Origin of the sequence: Archangium sp. (assembly GCF_045802675.1) — a bacterium.
Taxonomy (GTDB): domain Bacteria; phylum Myxococcota; class Myxococcia; order Myxococcales; family Myxococcaceae; genus Archangium.
In genome coordinates, this window is the sequence record NZ_JBJMQO010000018.1 from 1 (window position 1) to 22,580 (window position 22,580).

The window sequence follows — 22,580 nt, forward strand, 5'->3', positions numbered from 1 at the left end:
CGCCTCCCCTGCCCCCGCGCCCCAGTCGGCCGCCCCCGAGGCGAAGGACGCCGCCGCGCCGAAGCAGACGCCTCCGCCCGCGCCCGAGAAGGTGACGGACGAGGTCTTCGACAAGGCGCTGGCGGACTACTTCGCGGGCAATCCGCGCGCCGCCGCCGGGCCGCTCTACGCGTGGCTCTCCTCGGCGCCGCGCACCCATGAGAACTACGCCTGGGGCCAGTACTTCCTCGCGCGCAGCCTCATCGACCTGGGCTTCACCCACGCGGGCAGCGTGTACCTCGCGCGCATCGCCCGCGAGCGCTCCAACCCCACCGTGCTGCCCCGCGCGCTGGAGACGCTGCGCGAGCTGACGGACCGGCCGCACGACGAGGTGATGATCGACGAGCAGATCTTCGGCGCGCTGGACCTGGGCTTCCTCACGGAGGAGGCGGGGGCCTACGCGCACTACCAGCAGGGACTGGTGGACCTGCGGGTGGGCAACGAGCGCTGGGCCACCACGCACTTCTCCAAGCTGCCCGAGGGCAGCGCCGAGGCCAGCCGGGCCCGCTTCGCGCTGCTCGTCACGCGGCTGCGCGAGGTGAAGGAGCCCAACGACGAGCTCATCGAGGACTTCCTCGCGCTGTCCAGGGACGAGAAGCTCACCCGCGAGTCGCGCAACGAGGCGGCGCTGGCGGTGGCACGCCTGCGCTACGAGCGCCAGGACTACCAGGGCGCGCTGGAGGCATACCAGCTGGTGAAGCTGCCGGAGTTGGACCCCGGCCGCGCCACGCTGTACCTGGAGGAGGCGTGGACGCGCTACAAGCTGGGCGAGCCGCGCGCGGCCATGGGCATCCTCACCACGCTGGACGCACCGTCCTTCCGCGACGAGTTCCTCCCGGACAAGTACCTGCTGCGCGCGCTCATCTACCGGGATTTGTGCCACTACCTGCCGGCCAAGCGCGCGGCGAAGGAGCTGACGCGGCGCTTCGCGGACTCGCTGGAGGCGGTACGCAACCGCGAGGACCTGACGCAGGACGTGAGGCTGCGCCGGGCGGCGAGCGCCCACGGTGCGACGAAGCGCGCCGCGCGATTCCTCGAGGTGCTGGAGCTGTAGGGTGAGCGCCTGGGCCGCTACTCGGGCAGCTTCGGCGAGGAGATGTTCTTGCACCTCACCAAGACCTACGAACTGGCGCACGCCGAGGCGCAGCGCGTCTACCAGGCGCGGCTGGAGGAGTCGGTGCGGCAGGAGGCGAACACCCTCTTGCGCGCGGCCGAGCAGGTGCGGCTGATGGAGTACGAGGTGGGCCTCAAGCTGTACGAGCGCGTGAAGAAGGGCTCCAAGCTGGTGGTGCCGCCGGAGGAGGAGCAGCTGTCGCCCTCGCAGGTGGGCTTCACCTTCGACGGCGAGTACTGGAACGACGAGCTGCGTACGTACCGCGTCCGCCTCGAGAGCCGCTGCATCGAGGAGAACCCATGACCGGCCCCCTGACCGGCCTGCTCATCGCGGCGATGCTCGCCGTGAGTCCCGGCAACCCCGTCGCGTCCAAGGCGAAGGAGCGCGAGGAGCTGCTGGAGAAGCTCAAGCGCGACATCTTCAAGGTGGACCGCGCCCTCGGAGAAACAGAACGGCTCATCGCCCGGAGCCGCAACGCGCCGTACCTGCCGGACCTGCAATTCCGCCTGGCCGAGCTCTACGTGGAGAAGAGCCGCTACGTGTACCACCTGCAGGCGGAGCAGCGTCCGCCGGGGGCGAGCGGCGCGCTGGTGTCTCCCGAGACGCGCCTGCTCAAGCAGAAGGCCGTGCAGATGTACTACCGGCTACAGCGCGAGTGGCCCGACTTCCACGACGGCGACAAGGTGCTCTTCTACCTCGCGCACGAGCAGCGCGAGCTGGGCTCCTTCGACGAGCTGCTCAAGACGTTGGACGAGCTGGTGCGCAAGTACCCGGGCAGCCCGCTGCGCCTGGAGGCGCTGCAGATTCTGGGCGACTACGCCTTCGACAAGTCGGACCTGGCCACGGCGGAGAAGCACTACGCGGCCATCCTCGAGGCGCCCCCCTCTCCGGTGCACGACCTGGCCCGCTACAAGATGGGTTGGATTCGGGTGAATCAGGGCAAGCACGCGGAGGCGGTGCCCTTCTTCGAGGCCGCCGCCGCGAGCGCTCCGCTGCCCGGGGTGGACCTCCAGAAGGCGCTCAACGTGAAGCGCGAGGCGCTGTTGGACCTCGTCTACAGCTACACCGAGGCCCGCCCCGCCAAGAGCGCGCTCAACTACTTCGAGAAGCTCAGCGACAGCCGGGCCACGTACGCGCTGGCGCTCGACAAGCTGGGCAACCGCTACTTCATCAAGTCGCAGTACGAGTACGCCATCCCCGCGCTGCGCAAGCTGATGGAGATTCAGCACGACCCGGAGCTGGACCTGGAGCGCGGCCAGAAGCTGTACGACGCGCTCAAGGCGGCCAAGGGCAAGGTGCTGCCCGAGCCGGATGATTTGCGCTTCCTCGTCCGCGCGGCGGTGACGAGCAAGACGGACCCGGGGCTGGACGAGGCCGGGCGCAAGAAGGACCTCGCGGAGCTGGAGGAGATGGCGCGCGACCTGGCCACGCAGCTGCACGTGGCGGCGCAGAAGAAGGACGACAAGGGGCTGTACCTGAAGGCGGCGGCGGCGTACCGCGAGTACCTCGGGCTGTTCCGGCCGGAGCAGTACGTGCGGACGATGATGAAGAACCGGGCCGAGGCGCTCTTCGCCGCGAAGGAGTACCCCGGGGCGGCGCGCCAGTTCGAGGAGCTCGCCCGCTACCAGGAGAAGGCGAAGGACGACAAGGGCGTGCAGGAGGCGATGTACGGCGCGCTGCTGGCGCACTTCTCCACGGTGAAGCCCGAGGAGGCGCAGCGGCGCAATGCCTTCGAGGTGGCGGACGCGCGGCAGGCGCTGAAGCTGCTGGGAGCGGACTTCGTGGCGCGCTACCCGCAGAGCCCCAACGTGCTGGAGGTGAAGTTCAACATCGCCCGCGCCTGGTACGAGGACGGCGAGTTCCCCAGGGCGGCCGAGCTCTTCACGGCCTTCGCGCTCGCGCACCCCTCGCACAAGGACGCCCCGGCGGCGGGCAACCTCGCGCTGGACAGCCTGCGCCAGGTGAATGACTTCAAGGGGATGGAGGAGACGGGCCAGAAGCTCATCGGCTCGGCGCTGCCGGTGGCCTTCCAGAACGACGTGAAGCGCATCCTCACCCAGACGCGCGCCGAGGCCCTGGACGAGCTGGCGCTGAAGAGCTCGCAGGAGACGGGCGACGTCATCGAGGGCCTGCTCAAGGTGGCCAACGAGAACAAGGGCGGGGAGCTGGGGGAGAAGGCCCTGTACGGCGCCTTCACGGCGGCGCGGGACAAGAGGGACCTGGGGCGCGAGCGGGAGATTGGGAAGCGGCTGACGGACGAGTACCCGAAGAGCCAGTTCGTGCCGGACGTGCTGCTGACGCTGGGGCGCCACGCGGCGGAGGCGGCGGCCTTCACCGAGGCGGCGGGCCTCTTCGAGACGGTGGGTGGCAAGCTGGGCGGGGACGTGGCGGCGGTGGACGGCTGGCTGACGGGCGCTCGGCTGCGGCAGGCGTTGGGCCAGTTCCGCGAGGCGGTGAAGGACCTGGAGGCCGCGGCGGACGTGGCGGGGGCGCGCAGGGCGGAGGTGATGGTGCTGCTGGCCGAGGCGAACCTGAAGTCGAAGGACTACGCGAAGGCGAAGTCGTCGGCGGAGGTGGCGCTGAAGCTGGACAGGACGAGCGCGGCGGCGGTGGCGGTGCTCGCCGAGGTGCAGGCGACCACGGCGGTGAAGGAGCCGCCGGACGGGCTCATCAAGACGCTGACGGCGGCGGTGCAGGGCCCCAACGGGCAGACGGAGGAGGCGGCGAAGGGCCTGTGGTACCTGGGAGAGATTCTGTACCGCTCGTACAAGGACCTGCCGGCGAACCAGGTGGAGGAGAAGGTGTCGGCGGTGCAGGGGCTGGAGGGCGTGTACACGCAGGCGGCATCGCTCGGGTACCCGGAGTGGGCGGTGGCGTCGCTGTGGAAGGTGGGCCTCGTCTACGCGCACCTCGCGGAGGTGGTGGAGGCGACGCCGGCGCCCGCGGGGGCGTCTGCCTCGGACACGCAAGCGTTCCGCAAGGCGGTGGCCGAGCAGGTGGGAGCGCTGCGGCAGAGGTCTCAGCAGGCCTTCGACGCGTGCGTGTCGCGAGCGGAGTCGCTGGAGGTGTTCAGCGCGGCGGTGCTGGGCTGCCGGATGAAGAGCGACACGGTGGCGCTGCCGGTGCCGGCGGCGGGAGCGGCGTCGCAGCCCGCGTCGCTGGAGGAGCTGCGCAAGAAGGCGGAAGCCACGCTGACGGCCGAGGCGCTGGAGGCACTGGGGCTGGGTTACCTGGGGTCGAACCAATTCGGGCTGGCGCAGCTCACGCTGGGACGGGTGACGGAGCTGCAGGACACGAGGGCCTCGGCGCACAACGCGCTGGGCTGGGCGCTGCTGAACCAGGGAGACGCGATGGGGGCGCGCGAGGCGTACGCGAAGGCGCTGGAGGCGGACCCCACGTATGACAAGGCGAGGCTGAACCTGGCGGCGCTGCGTTGCCGTTTCGGAGACACCGAGGGAGCGAAGCGGGAGCTCTCGGTGCTGAAGGACGTGGGCGGCCTGGGTGGCCCCGACGTGGACACGGGGTGGAAGGCATGCAAGTGACGCCCCTGTCCACGCTGTTCCTCACGGGCCTCCTGACGGCCTGCACCCCGCACAAGACGCTCGAGGGCAGTGTGACGGAGTACCTCGACCTCACCTACGAGCGGGTAGAGGCGCGGGCCTCCAAGAGCGAAGTGACGGTGAACTTCCTCCAGCCGCGGGGAGAGGGAGAGAACACGGTGCTGAAAGTGGCCGCGAGGCTGGAGGGTGTCTCCCTGGAGCCCCGAGCGGCCATCGACCTGGCGCAGCACGTGGGCGGCGAAACCGGCCCGCAGCGAGGAGCCGTCAGCCGGAGCGTGCTGGACGAGCCCTCGCGCCCCTTCCCCGCCATCGAGCGGGGCGAGCTCCTCTTCGACGGGTACCTGGACTCGGGAAAAACAGTCACCGGCGAGTTCCACGTCACCTTCGTCAACGGCACCGACGTCTACTCCGGCCGTACCCTCTTTGGCCGCTTCGAGGCGACCGTTCCATGAAGCGCACAGTCCTGCCCTTGCTGTTGCTGCTCGCCGCGGCGTGTGGCCCCCGCTACGGGATGCGGGTGCCCGACACGCTGGTGTCGAAGCTGCCCTACGAGAGCCGCATCGAGCTGCTGGAGTCGGAGAACGACCTGGCGTTGGCCATCGACAAGGTGGACGAGGCGCACAACGAAATCCTCCGGGCGAGGGACGCGCTGCGCCGGGCGAAGGCGCGCGAGCAGGCGGCCGGGCAGGAGGAGAACCGGGCGCCGGACGCGGCCTCACGCGAGGTGGCGAAGCTGGCCATCGAGGAGGCACGGGCGCGGGTGGAGCACCTGCGCGCCAGACAGCGCCTCAACGTGGCGCTGCGGGACGTGGAGCAACTCTCCCTGCGCTGTGCCTTCGCGCGCTTCGAGCAGGCGCGGTTGCAGGCGGCGCGCAAGGCGAAGGTGGAGGGCAGCGAGAAGCTGGACCCGGGGAAGTACGAGGAGCAGGTGTCGAAGTGTGAGGCGGCGGTGAAGGAGGAGCGGGCGGCGTTGGCGGCGGACACTGCCCAGGAGAAGACAACCCGGGAGGCTTGGGAGGTGAAGAAGGCCGCCCTGGCGAAGAAGACTTTCGACGCACGCGCGAGCCCCTACGTGGAGAACCTGTGATGACGCGAGCCGGCCTGCTCGTCTTGCAGCTCCTCACCGCCCAGACCCCAGCCCCGGAGGCCACGCCCCCGGAAGCCCCAGCCGTGGAGGCCCCTCGGGAGGCCGCCCTGCCCGCCGACGCCGAGCGCCTGTACCGGCTGGGGACGGCGTTCCTGTCCCGGGGCCAGCCCCAGAAGGCGGTGGGTCCGCTGACGAAGCTGGTGGAGCGGGAGCCAGACCTGATGGCGCCGAAGCTGGCGCTGGCTCGGGCGCTGCGGCTGACGGGGGACACGGACAAGGCGAAGGCGCTGCTGGAAGCCGCCATCGAGACGTGGCCCAAGGAAGAGGCGCTGCGGGCCGAGCGTGGGCTGCTGGCTCGGATGCTCGACGAGCGGGACACGGCCATCGCGCAATTCTCCCTGGCGGCGGAGCTGTCGCCCAAGGACGCGGAGCTGCGCTTCAACCTGGGCGAGGCGCTGCAGCGCGCGGGGAAGACGGACGAGGCCATCACCGCCTACCGGCTGGCGCTGAAGCTGGACGAGTCGCTGACGGCGGCGCGGGTGAACCTGGGCAAGGCGCTGGCGGACAAGGGGCTGGCGGGCGAGGCGCAGGAGACGCTGCGCGAGGCCACGCGGCGGGCGCCGGGGGACGCGGAGGCGCACTACAACCTGGGCGTGCTGCTGATGCGCGCGGGCACGCTGGACGGGGCCATCTCCGAGTACGGGAAGGCGCTGGAGGCCTCGCCCCGGCACGCGCTGGCGCACAACAACCTGGGCGTGGCGCTAGACGCGCAGGGCAAGCACGACAAGGGCCTGGAGGCCTTCCGCAAGGCGGTGGCGGCGGACCCCAAATACGCCGAGGCGCACTTCAACCTGGGCATGGCGTACTACCGCAAGGGAGACCACGTCCGCTCCACGCGGCACTTCGAGAAGGCGCTGGCGCTGGAGCCGCGGCGGGCGAGCGGCCCGTACACGCAGCTCGGGGCGAGCTACCTCGCGCAGGGCAAGCGGGACAGGGCGGTAGAGGCCTACAAGAAGGCGCTGGAGGCGAGCGCGGAGGACGGCAAGCCCAACACCGAGGCCTACCAGGGACTGGCGCGGGCCTACCTCGGGCTGGGCCGGGTGGACGAGGCGGTGGACACGCTGAAGAAGGCGGTGGACGGCTTCCCCCAGGAGCCCAGCGCCCGGGCGGCCTACGGTGACGCGCTGCTCGCGAAGGGAGACGTGGACGGCGCGCTCGCCCAGTACGAGGAGCGCCTGGCGCTGGAGCCGGTGACGGATGCCCGGCTGGTGCTCGCGAGGACGTACGCGCGCAAGCGGGTGGGCGCGAAGGCGGCGCCGCTGTACGAGGCCGTGCTCGCCGAGGAGCCGGAGCACGCGGCGGCGAAGCTGGGGCTCGCGGACCTGTACCTGTCCATGGGCAACTACGACGGGGCGGAGAAGCTGCTCAAATCCAGGGACGGCGAGGAGCCGGACACGGCGGCGCTGGCGCGCCTGGGCATCCTGCACTCGAGGCGGGGCCGGCCGGAGCTGGCGGTGCCGGAGCTGGAGGAAGTGACGAAGAAGGATCCCGCGCAGCTCGACGCGCGCGCGGAGCTGGGCTTCCTCTACCTGCGCGGCGGGGACAAGGAGAAGGCGGTGAAGGTGCTCGGCGAGGTGGTGGCGGTGGAGCCGCGCCATGCCCTCGGGCTGCTCTACCTGGGCCACACGCTGTACCAGCTTGGCAAGCCCCAGGAGGCCGAGCAGTCCTTCCGGGGCTCGGCGCGGGGGGATCCGGCGTTCGGCGAGCCCCACTACGCCCTCGGCCAGCTGCTGGAGGCGGCGGGCAAGCTGCCCGAGGCGAGGGCCGAGTACGAGAAGGCCGCGGAGCTACAGAAGGATCACCCGGACGCGGCGGCGGCGGCCCGGCGCCTGAGCAGTGCGAAGTGACTTGAGAAGTAAACCACCCGACGCATGCCCCCCCGCCCGAGCAGCAAGCGGGGAAGTGCGGCGGCAGTGTCTTTCCCCCTTTTTGAGACCCACGTTAGGATTGAGGGGAGGACACCCGAATGGCGAACAGCAGCGCCCCGCCGACTCCGCTCCCGCGGCTACCCCCTGACACGCTCTGGATGGCCGGGCCACACGAAGGGGCTTACGGGTCGGGCGTGCGTCCGTCGTCCGCGGGAGGGCTCCGGGTGGAGGAACAGGGTCCGCTGCGCATCCTCGTGGTGGACGACGACCCCGCCATCCTCAACGTCTGGCGTCGGGTGCTGGGGCCGAGGCGCAGCCGCCCCGCGCTCGACAACCTGGAGAAGAAGCTCTTCGGTGGGGCCAACCCGCCCGGCACGCCCGGGGACTCGGGTTTCACCATCGACACCGCCTCCCAGGGCATCGAGGGGTACCAGAAGGTCATCGCGGCCCTGGCGGAGTCCCGCCCCTACACCTTCGCCCTGGTGGACATGCGCATGCCTCCGGGCTGGGACGGGCTGGAGACGATGATCCACATGCTGGAGAAGGACCCCAAGCTCGAGGTGGCCATCTGCAGCGCCTTCTCGGACATCTCCCGGGACGAGGTGGCCAGGCGCGTCGGCCGGGATGATCTCCTGTGGCTGCGCAAGCCGTTCGATCTCGAGGTGGCGCGCGAGATGGCCCGGAAGCTGAGTGAGCTGGGCCTCCAGCGGCGCCAGGGCCGCTGAAGCACCGGAAGCGCTGACGCGATGAAGCAGCCCATCACGGGATTCCACCTCGATGGCGAGGGCCACCCGGTGGCGGACCTCGCGTGCGGCCACCGGCAGCACATGCGCCATCAACCCCCGTGGATGGAGCGCCCCTGGATTCTCACCGAGGAGGGCCGGCGCAGCCGCCTGGGCGTGGAGCTCGAGTGCAAGCGCTGCGACGAGGCCGGCCACGCCGTCGCCGAGGCAGTGCGCGAAGCCCTGCTCGCGGCGGCCCGTCAGGCGTATGAGGACGGAGGCCTGAGCGGCCTGTGCGCCGAGGGCCGCTGGGAGCTCGCGCTGGACGCATTGAAGGCGGCGGATCTCTCGCCCGCCCTCCTCCGCGCGCTGGGCCGCCTCACTCCTCCTGGGTGAGGTACTCGAGGAGCTCGGCCTCGTCGTTCGACACCCGCCGCTGGAGCCCATCCTTCCGGGCATAGCGCTGCACCTGCAGCAGGCCGACGGAGCTCTGCACGAGCACGCCCACCTTCCGGAAACCCCCGAGCCAGCGCGGGCGCAGGCGCCCGAGGGCCGCTTCGAACTCGGGATCATTGCGGCCGGGGATGGCGCGGACGTCGGACAGGAGCGCGTAGCGTTCCCGGCCCAGGGCATCCAGTGCCTGGATGAGCGCCGCCACGGAGGCCTCGAGCTCCTGGATGGAGACGAACGGCTTGTCGCTGCGAATGGTGCGCACGAGGCGCCTCGGCTCATCGACGAGGACGGTGTAGTGCTCGTTGCGGAAGACCTGCTTGGACGCGGAAGCCGAAGGCGGGGTCATGGAGAAAAGCTCACGGGTGCGGAGGCGGAACGCTCGCACGGAGGACGGGAGGGAGGGAAGAGCCCGGCCTACCGGGGCCAGCCGAGCAACACGGCCCCGAGCAGCACCAGCCCGGCGCCGGCGAGCTGCCGCCGCCCGAGCCTCTCGCCCTGGAGCGCGCCGAGCCCCAGCGCGAACGCGATGGACGTATTGCGCAGCGTGAGGACGGCCCCGGTCCCACTGTCCGCGAGTGCGATGAGCAGCAACGAGAAGGACAGCGTGCACAGGACGCCCGCGGTGACGAGGAGCAGGGGCCGGGCCATCACCTTGCGGCACAGCACCCCCCAGCCCGCCTCGTGCCGGCGGCGCTGGAGCACGAGCAGCGGCAGGGCCACGCCCAGGGACAGGGTGAAGAGGGCGGGAGGCTGGGCGCCCTCACTCAGGGAGCGCTTGTAGGCGAGGTTGTACCCGGCGATGCACGCGGCGCACACGAGGGCCCAGAGCACGCCCTCGCCCACCGCGCCCCGGGGCCTCACGAGGTTCATCCCCACCATGCCCAGGAGCACGGAGGCCGCGCCGGCCACGGCCCACGGCGTGAGGTGCTCGCCCAACCCCAGCACGGACACGGGCCAGACGAGCAGCAGCGCACCGCCTCGGGACACCGTATACGCGAGCCCCAGCGGAGCCCGGCGCAGCGCCCGTGCGAGCGAGACGAGGTACCCGCTCTCCAGCACGCCGGCCACGAGCCCCCAGAGCAGGGCCCCGGAGGTGGGAAAGGCCGCGCCCTTCAGCCCGAGCGCCCACAGCCCTCCGCACACCACGGTGACGGAGATGACGCCCACCACGGCGGACTCGGGGTCCTCGTGACGCTTGAGGAGCGCGTTCCACAGGGCGTGGAAGAACGCGGAGGACAGCACCAACATCAGCGCGACAGGGCTCAACGCGGCTCCAGGAGGGAGGCGCACTCCACGCCATCCCCCTCCCCGCTTCAACCCCTCCGAGCCTGCCCGCCCGCTCCCACAAACATGTACACCAAATGCACAATTTGCGGGCCCCCACCCCGCGGACGCACCGGTTGCGGGCACGGAGCGCGGGGGTACGAGGGGAGAGGCCATGGAACGGGGCTTGCTCCAGGGAGGCGGCAACCCACTGACACCCTCCTTTCAGGAGCCCCCGGTCATGCAACACCGCAAGCTGTGGCTCGGCCTACTTGGCGTCGTCCTCGTCTCCTTCCTGGTGCTGGGAGGCCAGGGAGTGCGCATCTCGCGCACGCTGCCGCCCATCCCCGAGAAGGTGGCCCTGCCCGACGGCACGGTGCTGCTCACGGGCGAGTCCATCATGCGCGGGCAGAACGTGTGGCAGTCCATCGGCGGGCAGCAGTTGGGCTCGGTGTGGGGCCACGGCGCGTACGTGGCGCCGGACTGGAGCGCGGACTGGCTGCACCGCGAGGCCACCTTCGTGCTGGACACCTGGGCGCGCGCCGAGGGCTCGGCCTCCTACGCCGAGGCCCCCGCCGAGAAGCAGGCCGCGCTGCGCGAGCGGCTCACCGGGCTGATGCGCGCCAACACCTATGACGCGGGCACGGGCACGGTGACGCTGGCCTCGGTGCGTGCCGAGGCCCTGCGCGCCAACGCGGCGCACTACGCGGACGTCTTCTCCAAGGGCCGCTCGGCGTACGCCATCCCCGAGGGCGCGCTCACCAATCCGGAGAAGCTGAAGGACCTCGGGAACTTCTTCTGGTGGACGAGCTGGGTGGCCTCGACGAACCGGCCCGGCGACAGCGTCACCTATACGCAGAACTGGCCGCACGAGCCGCTGGTGGGCAACGTGCCCACGGCGGGCATGACGATGTGGAGCATGGCGTCCATCGTGCTGCTGCTCGCGGGGGTGGGCGGCTTCCTCTGGTACCTGAGCGGCAAGAAGGAGGACGAGGCGCAGCCGCTGCCCGCGAAGGATCCCTTCTCCGGCATGCAGCTCACGCCGAGCCAGCGCGCCACGGGCAAGTACTTCCTGGTGGTGGTGGCGCTCTTCCTGGTGCAGGTGGCGCTCGGAGGAGTGACGGCGCACTTCGGCGTGGAGGGCGGAGGCTTCTACGGGGTGCCGCTGGCGAAGTACCTGCCGTACGCGGTGACGCGCAGCTGGCACACGCAGCTGGGCATCTTCTGGATTGCGACGGCGTGGCTGGCCACGGGCCTGTTCGTGGGCCCGGCGGTGAGCGGGGTGGAGCCGAAGTACCAGCGGGCGGGGGTGAACTTCCTCTTCGTGTGCCTGGTCATCATCGTGGCCGGGGCGCTCTTCGGGCAGTGGGCGTCGGTGCAGCAGCGGCTGGGCAACGGGGATTACTGGTACTGGTTCGGCCACCAGGGCTGGGAGTACGTGGACCTGGGCCGCTTCTGGCAGATCTTCCTCTTCGTGGGCCTGTTCGTGTGGCTGTTCCTCACGGCGCGCGCGGTGTGGCCGGCGCTGAAGAAGCCGAGCGAGGGCCGGCCGCTGCTGGTGCTCTTCGTCATCTCGTCGCTGGCGATTGCCTCCTTCTACGGGGCGGGCCTGATGTACGGGCAGCGCAGCCACCTGGGCATGGTGGAGTACTGGCGCTGGTGGGTGGTGCACCTGTGGGTGGAGGGCTTCTTCGAGGTGTTCGCCACGGTGGTGATGGCGTTCCTCTTCACGCGGCTGGGCGTGCTGTCGGTGCGCACGGCGGTGCCGACGGTGCTCTTCTCGACCATCATCTTCCTGGCGAGCGGCATCATCGGGACGTTCCACCACCTGTACTTCTCGGGGACGCCATCGGCGGCGATGGCGCTGGGCGCGACGTTCAGCGCGCTCGAGGTGGTGCCGCTGGTGCTGGTGGGCCGGGAGGTGTGGGGCCACATCCGCCTGTCGCGGCTCCAGGGGTGGATGGAGCAGTACCGCTGGCCCATCCTGTTCTTCATCGGGGTGGCGTTCTGGAACCTGGTGGGCGCGGGGCTGTTCGGCTTCCTCATCAACCCGCCGATCGCCCTCTACTACATGCAGGGCCTGAATCTGACGCCGGTGCATGGGCACACGGCGCTCTTCGGGGTGTACGGGATGCTGGGCATCGCGCTGATGCTCTTCTCGCTGCGGATGATGCAGCCGGAGGCGCGCTGGAAGACGAAGCCGCTGGCGTGGGCCTTCTGGAGCATCAACGCGGGGCTGGTGCTGATGGTGGTGCTGTCGATGCTGCCCATCGGGGTGCTTCAGACGAAGGCCTCCATCGAGCAGGGCACGTGGTGGGCGCGCAGCGCGGAGTTCCTCCAGACGCCGCTGATGGACACGCTGCGGTGGCTGCGGGTGCCCGGCGACATGCTGTTCGCGGTGGGCGCGGTGTTGCTGGCGTGGTTCATCGTGGGGCTGAAGACGGGCTGGTCCCTGGAACGGGTGGAGGAGCCGCGCCAGCAGCCCGAGCCCGTGCCCGAGCGGCTCGGAGCCGCGGCCCCGGCCCACGCCGTGGTGCGCCGCCGCTGATCCCCTCGCCCCCAATGCCAGACATCCTCGAGCAACAACCCCCCTCCCCGGGAGAGGGACGGGGTGAGGGTAAGGGGTTCCCGGGTTGTCACCTGTCTCCCCATCCGAAAAACATGGATTTTATTTTTCTTTGAGACGGTGAGGCGTCTGGTCCATCCTCAAGGAAGAAGCGGATATCCAGCATTCAAGGTTAATCAAAAAATAACCGTGAAGATGGACGAGCCCCGCTCCCCCCCGGAGGAAGTCCATGCGCACGAAGTTTCGTTCCACCCTCATGACGATGATGTTGGGAGCCACGCTGGCGGGAGGCGCCGCGCTCGCGGAGCCCTCGCAGCAGCCCGCCGCGGCGTCCGAGCGCGCGGCGCCGAGCACGGTGCGCTGGACGGAGGAGCTGTCCACGGGCCAGGGCACGGGCGAGCTCGTGATGACCCGCGAGGGCCTGCTCTTCGAGCCCTACGCCGTCATGCGCCGTCCCGAAGGTCAGCTGCAGCTCACGGGCCTCTACACCTTCCCGTCGCGCCGGCTGGAGCAGCCGGTGGACACCGTGCGTCCCGTCATCCAGGCGCAGAAGGCCCTGCTGATGGGCGTCGAGCTGGACGTCCGGGTGCGCTCGGACAGCGGCGCCTGGAGCGAGTGGCGCACGTCCTACGCGGGCGAGTCCGTGCAGCTGCCCTGGGCGGGCTCGGAGGTGCAGGTGCGGCTGGCGCTGGTGGCGGATGAGCACGGCCGCGGCCCCACGGTGCGCGACGTGAAGCTGGAGGCCTCGCTGGAGAACGCCGCCGCCCCGCAGCAGGGGCTCGCGACGCTGACGGCGCTGACCTACCGCATCTACGCCACGCGCGAGGGCCTGGTGGGTGGCACCACGGCCAACGGCCACGTCATCAAGACGTCGGACCGCTTCGTGGCGCTGCCGTCGCGCCGGGCGCTGGCGAGCAACGGTGGCACCGAGTACCAGGTGCGCATCTGCAACCCGGCGAATGGCAAGTGCACGACCACGTCCGTCTGGGACGTCGGCCCCTGGAACACGCATGACGACTACTGGAACCCCTCGACCCTCCGCGAGCAGTGGAAGTCGCTGGCGCAGGGCAAGCCCGAGGCCCAGGCCGCGTACCTGGAGGGCTTCAACGGCGGGCTGGATGAGTTCGGGCGCCGGCCGTCCAACCCCGCGGGCATCGACCTCGCGGACGGGACGTTCTTGACCGACCTCTCCATGAGCAACAACGGCTACGTCAACGTCACGTACCTCTGGACGGACGGCGGGACGACGGCCTCGGGCCTGGTCATCGACAGCAACAACAGCAACAACGACACCACCAAGGGCTACATCGAGACGACGGGCACCAGCTGGGTCTCCTCCACGAACGTGGCGGGCTACTACGGCTCGGGCTACTTCGCCTCGCCCACCGCGGCGGTGTCCGAGCCCGCGACGTTCTGGTTCTACCTGCCCGCGGCGGCCACCAAGACGATTGATGCGTGGTGGACCTCGGCGAGCGACCGCTCGACCACGGCGCCCTTCATCGTGTGGAACGCCAGCGGCACCAAGCTGGCCACGGTGAACGTGAACCAGCAGCTCAACGGCGGCAAGTGGAACACGCTCGGCACGTATAGCTTCACGGCCGGGTGGAACAAGGTGCAGCTGAGCCGCTGGACCACGGCGGGCTACCAGGTCATCGCCGACGCCATCCAGGTGCGCTGATGGCCCGGGGCGGGCACGGCGCCTGTCCGTGCTCGCCCCATGAAGTGCAAGCGGTTACAGGCCAGCATCGCCGAGAGCGCGGACAGCAGGACGAAGAGCGCCGCGCCCCCGAGGGGATGCGCCTCGATGACGGGCCCGGCCTCGGCGAGCATCCAGGACAGCAGGCCCTGGAACGTATCGGAGGACGCGAGCAGGACCAGGCCCCCGAGCAACAGCAGCAGCAGCAGCAGGAGCACGCGCCCCCACCCCGCGAGGAGCGGCCCTGGCGGGTGGCTCGACGTCATCGCTCTCCCTGGCCTCCGGCGCTCCTCGAGGACTGCGTCAGTTGGCTCGGGGGGTGCCGCACTCGGCGCAGAAGCGCGCGTTGGGCTTCAGCTCCGTGCCGCACTGGGTGCAGTGTGCCTTCGCCGCCGCCAACGGCTTGCCGCATTCCGCGCAGAACTTCCCGCCCTCGACTCGCGCGTTGCAGTGCGGACACGCCGAGGCCGTCACCGATTGGTGCGCCTTCATGTCCAGCGACTCCACCTGGTCCACCTTGCGCGCCTTGTCCCAGGCCTGCTCCACCGACACCTTCGCCTGGATGTGCGCGGCCTCCTCCTGGAGGTTCGGCGCGCACTCCTCGCACAGGCCCCGCGCCTCGTTCCAGCACGCCTGCGGACACACCCACTGCCCGCACCGGGTGCAGTGCTTGAAGTGCTTCTTCCCCTCCTCCACCGCCTCCGCGTAGGCCTCGTCCCAGGCGCCCCCGCGCAGCGCGTCCTTCACGTGCTCGCCCGCGTAGGCCGCCCGCGACAACGTGCCCCCGAACAACGAGCCCGCCGCTCGCAGGAAGCCCGTCGCGAGCCCCAGCTTGTTCGCGATGAAGGGCGACATGTGCCCGTTGCGGCACTTGTCGCAATGGAACTCGAACTGGAAGCCGTAGTTGTTGGAGCGGTCGGTGTAGTTGCGCGTGAATTGAATCATCGCCATTGGCGCGAGCCCCCTCGAAGCAGCGAACCCCCGCCACGCTAGCACGGGCCCGGAGGCTTCCGGGCCCGTCCAGGAACGCGACTACTTCTTCCACACCGCCCAGTTGATGCCCGAGGTCACCAGCGTCCAGCCGGTGCCCGGCGACCACGACGTGGTGCCGAGCTTCACCGCCAGGCTGCCCGTGTTGCCGGTGATGATGGCGGCGTAGAGGTTGGTCTGCGCGGCCTGGATGCTCACCGCCGAGGTGGAGGTGACGCCCTTCTCCTTGCGCGCCGCCATCAGCAGCTTGATCTTGCTGCCGTAGGTGGCCTGGTCCCAGTCGTAGAAGTGCACCCAGTAGACGCACGGCACTCCCGGGTGCGTGAGGATGTACGCGTAGCCCTGCATCACTTCCTGGTTGCCGTTGGGGAAGGGCCAGTGGTTCTGGCCGCCGCTCGGGTAGCTCGGGCCGGTGTCGTGGTTGTCCACGAACGTCACCGACTTGGCCGCCCACCAGCCGATGGCGCCCGCGGGCTTGCCCGCGCTGTCCTTGAGCCGCCAGTACTCGCCGTACTGCGCCGCCTGCTGCAGCAGGCCCTTGGTGGTGAAGTCGAACGCGGCCGACTTGGCATTCGCCGTCGAGCCCGTCGAGTCGATCCAGTTCATCAGCAGCTGGCGGTGGGCGTCGGGGTTGGCCAGGTCCAGGTCCGTCCACAGCTCGCCCACGGAGAAGTAGGGCACCGTGCCGGTGTTGTAGTTGCCCACGTACGTGCCGCCGTAGCCCTTCACGTAGTCATAGCGCCAGCCGTCGTAGCCGATGCTGGACTTGAGCCAGTTCATCCACGCCTTGAGGTCCGTCTGCACGGTGCCGTTGGTGTGGTCCAGGTCGCGCGCGGCGCCGTAGCCGTCACCGGTGTCGGGGTTGCCGGTGGCGCTCGTCCACTCGTCGCCCCGCGCCACGGACCACGTGCCCCAGGTGGGGTTGGTGAAGTCGCCCCAGCTCGTGGTGCCCACGCGGTGGTTGACGACGATGTCCGCGATGGCCTTCACGCCGGAGGTGTGCAGCGAGCCGATGGCGCTCTTGAGCTGCACGTCCGTGCCGTACTTGCTGTTCTGCACGTAGAGCTGCCGCGGCAGGTAGCCCTCGTTGGAGGCCGCGTCCTGGGAGGGCGGCAGCCACACCATGGAGAAGCCGCTGCTCTTGATGTCCGCGGCCTTGCCCTGGATGACGCCCCACCACGGGGACGTCTCGGTAGAGCGCCAGTGGAAGCCCTGCAGCATCACGTCGCTGGCGTTGCCATCCAGCGGGCCCGCGTACGCGGCCGACGACAGCGCCAGCCCCAGGGCCCACGACAGCGACAGCACTGCACCCAGCACCTTTTTCTTGAGCATTCGGTTCTCCTTGCGAGGCAGGAACAGACGGGGAGGCGCTTTACAGGCGGTTTGCCAGTCAAGCGAGTAACCGGCATGTTAACGTCTGCTACCCAACGCCGCCTTCACAGTCCCATCAGAATCGTTTGAGCCCCCTCCACGTCCGGGCCGCCGCGAATCGGATGGGGCGGGCGCCGCGAGGCGGGTAGGATGGGGAAATGGCCGAACAGTCCCCCCCTTATTGGGTCCTCATCTCGGTCCTGTTCAGCTCGCAGCCGCTGACGCCCACGCTCGCCATGACGCTTCACCAGGCGGCGTTCGACCTCTACCGGCGCGGCGACTCGGTGCAGCCGGTGGCCGGAGACCTCCTCACCGGCAAGGTGCACAACCTGAAGAAGGACGTGCAGATGGGGGCCATCTCGGGCCCCGCCTTCGAGGCGGAGATCGAAACCGAGCGCGGCTCCGGCGTGGTGCGCTTCCTGCTCACCCGCCAGGGGCTGGAGCTGCTGCAGGCGCAGCCCGCCGAGCCGCCCCGCCCGAAGTACCTCAACTGAAGGGCCTCAGCCGAGCAGGCGCCGCACCGCGCGCAGGTGCGCCCGGCCGAAGACGGCCAGGGCCACGGTGGCCCCGCACAGGCACAGGAACATGTCCCACTGGGCGTCCCAGATGTCGCCCTGGGTGCCGAGGAACTTGTCCCCGCCCTCGGGGTCCAACAGCAGCGCGGCCCACCACTCGAGCAGCTCGTAGGCGGCGCTGATCGCCAGACACACCGAGCCGGTGAGGAAGGCCAGCCAGCCGCCGGGGCGCAGGGGGGTGCGGCGCAGCAACACCTCGCGGATGACGAAGGCGGGGAAGAAGCCCTGCGCGAAGTGGCCCAGCCTGTCGTACGGGTTGCGCGAGAGGCCCCAGGTGTCGCGGGCCCAGTTGCCCAGCGGGGTGAGCGCGTAGGTGTAGTAGCCGCCGTAGGTGAGCACCAACACGTGCAGGAAGACGCAGACGTACACCCACCGCGAGAAGGGGAAGCGGCGGAAGGTGGCGGCCAGCACCGCCACGCCGATGAGCCCCGGGCCCACCTCCAGCAGCCAGTTGAGCTGGCCCGCCCGGCAGGTGAACAGCGTCAGCAGCAGCACGGGCGCGAGCACCGCGGCGAGCACCAGGGGCAGCCGGGCCTGCTCGCGGCTACCGGGGACGGCGGGAACGGGCTCCGGCCAGGCCATGGCTGCGTCCATGCGCTTGCTCACGGGAAGAGGGACTCAGTGCACCCGGACCTTCTCCACGCGCTCCTTGCGCTGGAGCTTGGACCGGGCGGGATGGGGCCGCTTGAGCGTCACCATGCGGGAGATGCCGTAGAAGAGCTGCTCCTCGGTGTACACCTTGCGCACCCGGGGCGTGCCGGGGATGTAGGCGTGCCCGGGCCGCTCCAGCCACTGCAGCACCTTGAGCTCGCCCGAGTACGCGAAGGGCTCGAGCACCTCCTTGGGGCACTGCTTGAGGTAGCGGCGCACCAGCGGCTGCAGGCGCTTGGGGAAGTCCTTGCCCAGCACCGAGTGCCGGCGCCCCGCGTGCAGCGTGCCGTCGAAGCGCCGCGACATGTGGAAGAGCTCGTGCATCACCGTCTCCACCCGGCCCCGGGGCGTGGAGGAGCGGAAGAAGAGCGGCCGCAAGGTGATGCAGTACAGCATCCGCTTGCCTTTGATGCGGATGATGGGCTTGCGCCGGCCGGTGCGGTCCGTGCTGCGCCCACCCCGGAAGCACAGGGGCTTCACCGTGCCGCGCGAGGCCCGCCGCGCCTCGCCGGCGATGACCAGGACGCGGCTGGCCTTCACGTGGGAGAACTCGGGCAGCCTCGCCGCGATGTCGCGGATGAGCGCTCGGACGGCCTTGTTGAGGTTCGGGCGACGAGAGGCCACGGTGTAGTCAACAGTGTACCCGAAATGCCCTTGAGACCAGCCACAACCCGCACCACCCTGGCGCCATGCGTTCCGCCCCGCGTGCCTTCGTCCAACTCCTGACGCTCGCCGCCTGGGTGGCCGGGTGTGCCACCACGCCGCCCCCCGCCCCCATCGGCCCCGCCTCGCTCGCCGCCGAGGAAACCACCATCGCCTCCCAGGGTCTCACCCAGGTGACGCTGCGCTACGCCGGCCAGCTCACCAGTCCCGGCCCCGCCGTGCTGGAGAAGGCCGACTACGAGCTCGTCTCGGACGGGCAGGTGGTGGAGAAGGGCTCGGAGGCGCTGGGCGTCTCCCTGCCCGCCAACGCCGCCACGCCCTTCGCCTTCCAGGCCGAGGCCCCCTACGTGCGCACCCCGGAGGACCTGCGGGTGCTGAGCGGGCGCGGGGGCACCCTGCTCGTGGCGCTGCGCGGCACGCTGACGGTGCGCGCGGGCGACACGGTGCGGACCCTGCCCTTCGCCGCCTCGCGTCAGGTGCGCGTGCCCCGGCTGCCCGTGGTGAAGGTGGAGGGCCTGGAGGGGGCGCGCTATTCGGAGGAGAAGGTGGACCTGATGCTGCGGCTGGCGGTGGAGAACCCCAACCCCTTCCCGCTGCGGCTGGAGGGGCTCTCGTGGGCGCTCACCGTGGGCGGCCGCAAGCTGAGTGAAGGCACCCAGGGCAGGTACGACACCGTGGACGCGGCGGCCACCGGGGTGTATCCCGTGGAGGTGGCGGTGACACGGGAGACGTGGGGAGAGGACGTGAGGGCGCTCATCGCCAAGGGGACGCTGCCGTACGAGGTCGCGGGTGAGCTCACCGGCCCGCTGGTGCGCGTCCCCTACTCGCTGTCCGGAGACGTGAAGCTCAACGTGTCGCGGTAGTGCCCATCTATCTGCTCGGAGAAGACCCGGAGCTCTTCCCGCCCCCGGAGAAGGCGGACCGCAGCGGCCTGCTCGCGGTGGGGGGTGACTTGAGCCCCGAGCGCCTGTTGTCCGCGTACTCGCGGGGCATCTTCCCCTGGTACAGCCCGGGCCAGCCCATCCTCTGGCACTCGCCGGATCCGCGCTTCGTGCTGGTGCCGGAGAAGGTGCACGTGGGCCGCTCGCTGCGCAAGACGCTCAAGGCGGGCGTCTACGACATCCGCTGGGACACGGCCTTCGCGCAGGTCATCACCGCGTGCGCCAGCGTGCCGCGCCCCGGGCAGGACGGCACGTGGATTACCGACGACATGATGGAAGCCTACGTCACCCTGCACGAGCTGGGCTTCGCGCACTCGGTGGAGGCGTGGGCGGAGGGCGAGCTCAAGGGCGGCTTCTACGGCGTGTCGCTGGGGGCGGCCTTCTTCGGGGAGAGCATGTTCGCCCGCGCGCCGGACGCCTCCAAGGTGGCCTTCGCCACGGCGGTGGAGCGCTTCCAGGGCTGGGGCTTCCACTTCATCGACTGCCAGGTGGAGACGGAGCACCTGGCGCGCTTCGGGGCCGAGCACTGGCCGCGCAAGCGCTTCCTCCAGGCCCTCCAGCGCGCCCTGGCCGAGCCCACCCGGCGTGGGAAGTGGACGCACGAGGGCTGAGCCCGCGGCTCACTTCAGGGGCAGCTCGAGCTGGAAGGTGGCGCCCTGCCCCCGTCCCGCGCTCTCGCACGTGAGCTCTCCGCCCAGCTCCTCGGCCGCCAGCGCGCTGATGTGCAGCCCGAAGCCGTGCCCGTCCTTCTTCGTGGTGAAGCCCTGGGTGAAGAGGCGCGAGAGGTGCTCCGGGGAGATGCCCACCCCGTTGTCCACCACGGCGATGCGCAGCCGCTCCCCGGCCCCCTCCACGCGCAGGGTGAGCTGCTTGTCCTCGCGCCCGCTCTCCAGCAGCGCGTGGCGCGCGTTGCTCACCAGGTTCACCAGGATTTGCAGCAGCTTGTGCCGGTCCACCTGCACCGGCGGCACCTCGGAGTACTCGCGCCGCAGCTGAATCCCCAGCCGCTCGAAGGACACGGCGAGCAGCCGCAGCGCGTCGTCGATGAGCGCGGGCACCTCCACCCGCTCCACCACGCCGGCCACGCGCGCATGCTGCTGCTGCATGCTCACCACGGACTTGATGTGGTCCACGCTCTCGCCCAGCCGCCGCATCTCCGTGAGCACGTCCTCGCGCTCCTGGGCCAGCTGGGTGGAGAGCGCCTCGAGGTAGGCCGGGAGCTGCCGGCCCCGCGGGTCCTCCGTGAGGAAGGCGCCGAGCCTCGCGGCATTCTCCTTCAGCAGCTCCACCGCCCGGGCCAGGCCGGAAATCCGCGAGCCACGCACGCGCTGCACCACGACGTCCGCCGACACGTTGACGCTGTTGAGCGCGTTGCCCACGTTGTGCAGCACGCCGGTGGCCACCTCGGCCATGCCCGCCTGGCGCGACACGTCCAGCAGGCTGCGGTGCATCTCCCCCAGCTGGGCCTCGGCGTCCTTGCGCCCGGTGATGTCCCGGCTGAAGACGGTCATCCCCACCACGCGCCCGTCCCCGCCCCTCACGGGGTTGAAGGTCACCTCCACCGTCAGCGGCCGGCCCCCGAGGAAGGTGGTCGTCTCCGTCTTCTCCCGCCGGCCCTGCACCGCCCGCTCCAGCTGCTGCCGGTACAGCTCCCGCGTGTCCGGTGCGGCCAGGTCGACGAAGGGCTCGCCGAGCTGGAGCTGCCTGCCGAAGAGCACCGGGAAGACGGCCTTGGCCGAGGTGTTGGCGGCGACCAGGCGCCCCTCGAGGTCCAACGCCAGCACCACGTCATCCGTGCTGTCGATGACGCTCAGCAGTTTGGCCTCGCTCTCGCTCACCGTCGCCAGCGCCTGCTCCAGCGCCACGTGGGACTCCTCGCGCGAGGCGCTGTGCAGCCAGCTCAGCCCCCAGCCCATCAGCAGGCTGGCGGCCGCCGTGAGGTTGCCCATCCAGACGCCCCCGTCGGCGGAGAGGGGGCGCTCGCGGCCGAAGCCCGAGTGGTACAGCTCGTGGAAGAAGGCCGTGTTGAAGACGAAGACGCAGGTGAAGAAGAAGCCCCGGCGCGGCCCCAGCAGGTAGACGGTCAGCAGCGGCACCAGCATGTTCGCCGCGTGTGTGACGGCGCCGGGCTTGTCCACGACGAGCGTGGCCAGCACGACGGCCAGGGACAGGGCCACGCACAGCAGGAAGGCGGGGACGTCGGGGGAGCGGAAGCGGCGCACCAGCCCCAGCACCAGCCCGAAGGCGGCCGAGCTCACCAGCACCACCCCCCCCTGGGCCAGCCGCGCCTCCACGGCATACGTCACCAGGGTGAGCAGGTACAGGAGGTTGAACACCAGCAGCAGGCCCGCGGCACCCACCACCACCCGGAAGCGGCGCAGCACGTCCGACGGCAGCCGTCGTTGCTCCTCCGTCAACCATCCATCCAGGTACTGTAGCCACCGGGCGCGAGGGCTCCTGCCCATGTGCTCCTCCTCCCCTGCGTCAGGCCGGACGCTTGTGCCGCAACGGCTCCAGCTCCACGGCCCGCGTCTCGGCGGCGGGCAGCACCACACGGAACGTCGTTCCCTGGCCCGGGGCGCTGTCCACGGAGATGTCGCCCCCCAGCCGCGTCACGATGCCATGGCAGATGGACAGGCCGAGCCCCGTGCCCGTGCCCACCGGCTTCGTCGTGAAGAAGGGCTCGAAGAGGCGGCTGAGGTGCTCGGCCGGAATGCCGCACCCGTTGTCCTGCACCTCCACCGCCACCTGGCCGTCCTCGCGCCGCACAATCCCCAGGCGGATGAAGGGCTCCTCCCGGCCCCGCAGGGCGTGGGCGGCGTTGACGAGGAGGTTGAGGAATACCTGCCCCAGACCGTGCTCGCTGCCCAGCACGTGCGGCACCTCCTGGAAGTCGCGCACCAGCCGCACCCCCGAGCGCAGCGCCTCGACCGCCATGGAGATGGACAGCTCCGCCACCCG

At 70.5% G+C, this 22,580-nt stretch carries 20 protein-coding genes and 1 pseudogene; 12 read left to right on the forward strand and 9 right to left on the reverse strand.

From position 1 onward, the window contains the following. From ACJ8AN_RS04175 to ACJ8AN_RS04205, 7 genes and pseudogenes are all read left to right on the forward strand, one after another. Positions 1-1,456, forward strand: a pseudogene (locus tag ACJ8AN_RS04175) (tetratricopeptide repeat protein); the annotation flags it as partial. Then, a complete protein-coding gene (locus ACJ8AN_RS04180) occupies positions 1,453-4,695 on the forward strand; it encodes a tetratricopeptide repeat protein (RefSeq protein WP_407753909.1) in 3,243 nt (1,080 codons plus the stop codon). The pseudogene ACJ8AN_RS04175 and the gene ACJ8AN_RS04180, both read left to right, overlap by 4 nt. Continuing rightward, the gene (locus ACJ8AN_RS04185) at positions 4,686-5,165 is read left to right on the forward strand and encodes a hypothetical protein (protein ID WP_407753910.1); all 480 of its coding nucleotides are present in this window, start codon (positions 4,686-4,688) and stop codon (positions 5,163-5,165) included. Before ACJ8AN_RS04180 ends, ACJ8AN_RS04185 begins: the two co-directional genes overlap by 10 nt. Continuing rightward, complete coding sequence (locus ACJ8AN_RS04190; RefSeq protein ID WP_407753911.1) at positions 5,162-5,800, forward strand: hypothetical protein; 639 nt, start codon at positions 5,162-5,164, stop codon at positions 5,798-5,800. Before ACJ8AN_RS04185 ends, ACJ8AN_RS04190 begins: the two co-directional genes overlap by 4 nt. After that, positions 5,800-7,707 carry a tetratricopeptide repeat protein gene (locus ACJ8AN_RS04195; protein WP_407753912.1) on the forward strand — a complete coding sequence of 636 codons (1,908 nt, stop codon included), beginning with the start codon at positions 5,800-5,802 and terminating at the stop codon, positions 7,705-7,707. Before ACJ8AN_RS04190 ends, ACJ8AN_RS04195 begins: the two co-directional genes overlap by 1 nt. A 245-nt stretch (positions 7,708-7,952) precedes the next feature. Then, positions 7,953-8,453, forward strand: a complete 501-nt coding sequence (locus tag ACJ8AN_RS04200) for a hypothetical protein (RefSeq protein WP_407753913.1) — start codon at positions 7,953-7,955, stop codon at positions 8,451-8,453. Between the two features lie 21 nt (positions 8,454-8,474). Continuing rightward, positions 8,475-8,846 (forward strand): DUF3565 domain-containing protein, encoded by a 372-nt coding sequence (locus tag ACJ8AN_RS04205; protein WP_407753914.1) that lies wholly within the window; start codon positions 8,475-8,477, stop codon positions 8,844-8,846. Here ACJ8AN_RS04205 and ACJ8AN_RS04210 read toward each other — a convergent pair. Further along, on the reverse strand, positions 8,830-9,249 hold the full coding sequence (locus ACJ8AN_RS04210) for a hypothetical protein (RefSeq protein ID WP_407753915.1): 420 nt from the start codon (positions 9,247-9,249) through the stop codon (positions 8,830-8,832). The two genes, ACJ8AN_RS04205 and ACJ8AN_RS04210, sit on opposite strands and share 17 nt — an antisense overlap. 68 nt (positions 9,250-9,317) lie before the next feature. Then, positions 9,318-10,169, reverse strand: coding sequence for a DMT family transporter (locus ACJ8AN_RS04215; protein WP_407753916.1), 852 nt, complete (start codon positions 10,167-10,169; stop codon positions 9,318-9,320). Between the two features lie 238 nt (positions 10,170-10,407). Between ACJ8AN_RS04215 and ACJ8AN_RS04220 the strand changes: the two genes are divergently transcribed. Further along, a complete protein-coding gene (locus ACJ8AN_RS04220; RefSeq protein WP_407753917.1) occupies positions 10,408-12,714 on the forward strand; it encodes a nitric-oxide reductase large subunit in 2,307 nt (768 codons plus the stop codon). A 247-nt stretch (positions 12,715-12,961) separates the two neighbouring features. Beyond that, positions 12,962-14,410, forward strand: a complete 1,449-nt coding sequence (locus ACJ8AN_RS04225) for a hypothetical protein (RefSeq protein ID WP_407753918.1) — start codon at positions 12,962-12,964, stop codon at positions 14,408-14,410. Here ACJ8AN_RS04225 and ACJ8AN_RS04230 read toward each other — a convergent pair. The 3 genes from ACJ8AN_RS04230 to ACJ8AN_RS04240 all read right to left on the reverse strand — a co-directional run bounded on the left by ACJ8AN_RS04230 (position 14,374) and on the right by ACJ8AN_RS04240 (position 16,750). Further along, on the reverse strand, positions 14,374-14,694 hold the full coding sequence (locus ACJ8AN_RS04230; RefSeq protein ID WP_407753919.1) for a hypothetical protein: 321 nt from the start codon (positions 14,692-14,694) through the stop codon (positions 14,374-14,376). The two genes, ACJ8AN_RS04225 and ACJ8AN_RS04230, sit on opposite strands and share 37 nt — an antisense overlap. Before the next feature lie 37 nt (positions 14,695-14,731). Then, positions 14,732-15,379, reverse strand: coding sequence for a zinc ribbon domain-containing protein (locus ACJ8AN_RS04235; RefSeq protein WP_407753920.1), 648 nt, complete (start codon positions 15,377-15,379; stop codon positions 14,732-14,734). Between the two features lie 81 nt (positions 15,380-15,460). Next, positions 15,461-16,750 (reverse strand): alpha-amylase C-terminal beta-sheet domain-containing protein, encoded by a 1,290-nt coding sequence (locus ACJ8AN_RS04240; RefSeq protein ID WP_407753921.1) that lies wholly within the window; start codon positions 16,748-16,750, stop codon positions 15,461-15,463. 197 nt (positions 16,751-16,947) lie between these two features. Between ACJ8AN_RS04240 and ACJ8AN_RS04245 the strand changes: the two genes are divergently transcribed. After that, positions 16,948-17,283 carry a hypothetical protein gene (locus tag ACJ8AN_RS04245; protein WP_407753922.1) on the forward strand — a complete coding sequence of 112 codons (336 nt, stop codon included), beginning with the start codon at positions 16,948-16,950 and terminating at the stop codon, positions 17,281-17,283. Between the two features lie 6 nt (positions 17,284-17,289). Here ACJ8AN_RS04245 and ACJ8AN_RS04250 read toward each other — a convergent pair whose 3' ends face one another. Next, complete coding sequence (locus ACJ8AN_RS04250) at positions 17,290-17,958, reverse strand: DUF2238 domain-containing protein (RefSeq protein WP_407753923.1); 669 nt, start codon at positions 17,956-17,958, stop codon at positions 17,290-17,292. A 24-nt stretch (positions 17,959-17,982) separates the two neighbouring features. Beyond that, positions 17,983-18,639 carry a hypothetical protein gene (locus tag ACJ8AN_RS04255; RefSeq protein ID WP_407753924.1) on the reverse strand — a complete coding sequence of 219 codons (657 nt, stop codon included), beginning with the start codon at positions 18,637-18,639 and terminating at the stop codon, positions 17,983-17,985. Between the two features lie 65 nt (positions 18,640-18,704). Between ACJ8AN_RS04255 and ACJ8AN_RS04260 the strand changes: the two genes are divergently transcribed. Continuing rightward, positions 18,705-19,541 carry an LEA type 2 family protein gene (locus ACJ8AN_RS04260; protein ID WP_407753925.1) on the forward strand — a complete coding sequence of 279 codons (837 nt, stop codon included), beginning with the start codon at positions 18,705-18,707 and terminating at the stop codon, positions 19,539-19,541. Continuing rightward, entirely contained in the window at positions 19,541-20,230 is a 690-nt protein-coding gene (gene aat / locus ACJ8AN_RS04265; RefSeq protein ID WP_407753926.1) for a leucyl/phenylalanyl-tRNA--protein transferase, read from the forward strand. The genes ACJ8AN_RS04260 and aat overlap by 1 nt, the downstream gene beginning before the upstream one ends. Positions 20,231-20,239: 9 nt before the next feature. Here aat and ACJ8AN_RS04270 read toward each other — a convergent pair whose 3' ends face one another. Continuing rightward, a complete protein-coding gene (locus ACJ8AN_RS04270) occupies positions 20,240-22,084 on the reverse strand; it encodes a two-component system sensor histidine kinase NtrB (RefSeq protein ID WP_407753927.1) in 1,845 nt (614 codons plus the stop codon). 19 nt (positions 22,085-22,103) lie between these two features. After that, on the reverse strand, positions 22,104-22,580 hold a 477-nt coding region (locus ACJ8AN_RS04275), incomplete at its 5' end, for a sensor histidine kinase (RefSeq protein ID WP_407753928.1).

Bases quoted from the DNA above. Each gene is read 5' to 3' on its own strand.
- ACJ8AN_RS04180 (WP_407753909.1), top strand. From the start codon at position 1,453: ATGACCGGCCCCCTGACCGGCCTGCTCATCGCGGCGATGCTCGCCGTG.
- ACJ8AN_RS04185 (WP_407753910.1), top strand. From the start codon at position 4,686: ATGCAAGTGACGCCCCTGTCCACGCTGTTCCTCACGGGCCTCCTGACG.
- ACJ8AN_RS04190 (WP_407753911.1), top strand. From the start codon at position 5,162: ATGAAGCGCACAGTCCTGCCCTTGCTGTTGCTGCTCGCCGCGGCGTGT.
- ACJ8AN_RS04195 (WP_407753912.1), top strand. From the start codon at position 5,800: ATGACGCGAGCCGGCCTGCTCGTCTTGCAGCTCCTCACCGCCCAGACC.
- ACJ8AN_RS04205 (WP_407753914.1), top strand. From the start codon at position 8,475: ATGAAGCAGCCCATCACGGGATTCCACCTCGATGGCGAGGGCCACCCG.
- ACJ8AN_RS04210 (WP_407753915.1), bottom strand. From the start codon at position 9,249: ATGACCCCGCCTTCGGCTTCCGCGTCCAAGCAGGTCTTCCGCAACGAG.
- ACJ8AN_RS04220 (WP_407753917.1), top strand. From the start codon at position 10,408: ATGCAACACCGCAAGCTGTGGCTCGGCCTACTTGGCGTCGTCCTCGTC.
- ACJ8AN_RS04225 (WP_407753918.1), top strand. From the start codon at position 12,962: ATGCGCACGAAGTTTCGTTCCACCCTCATGACGATGATGTTGGGAGCC.
- ACJ8AN_RS04230 (WP_407753919.1), bottom strand. From the start codon at position 14,694: ATGACGTCGAGCCACCCGCCAGGGCCGCTCCTCGCGGGGTGGGGGCGC.
- ACJ8AN_RS04235 (WP_407753920.1), bottom strand. From the start codon at position 15,379: ATGGCGATGATTCAATTCACGCGCAACTACACCGACCGCTCCAACAAC.
- ACJ8AN_RS04240 (WP_407753921.1), bottom strand. From the start codon at position 16,750: ATGCTCAAGAAAAAGGTGCTGGGTGCAGTGCTGTCGCTGTCGTGGGCC.
- ACJ8AN_RS04245 (WP_407753922.1), top strand. From the start codon at position 16,948: ATGGCCGAACAGTCCCCCCCTTATTGGGTCCTCATCTCGGTCCTGTTC.
- ACJ8AN_RS04250 (WP_407753923.1), bottom strand. From the start codon at position 17,958: ATGGACGCAGCCATGGCCTGGCCGGAGCCCGTTCCCGCCGTCCCCGGT.
- ACJ8AN_RS04260 (WP_407753925.1), top strand. From the start codon at position 18,705: ATGCGTTCCGCCCCGCGTGCCTTCGTCCAACTCCTGACGCTCGCCGCC.
- ACJ8AN_RS04270 (WP_407753927.1), bottom strand. From the start codon at position 22,084: ATGGGCAGGAGCCCTCGCGCCCGGTGGCTACAGTACCTGGATGGATGG.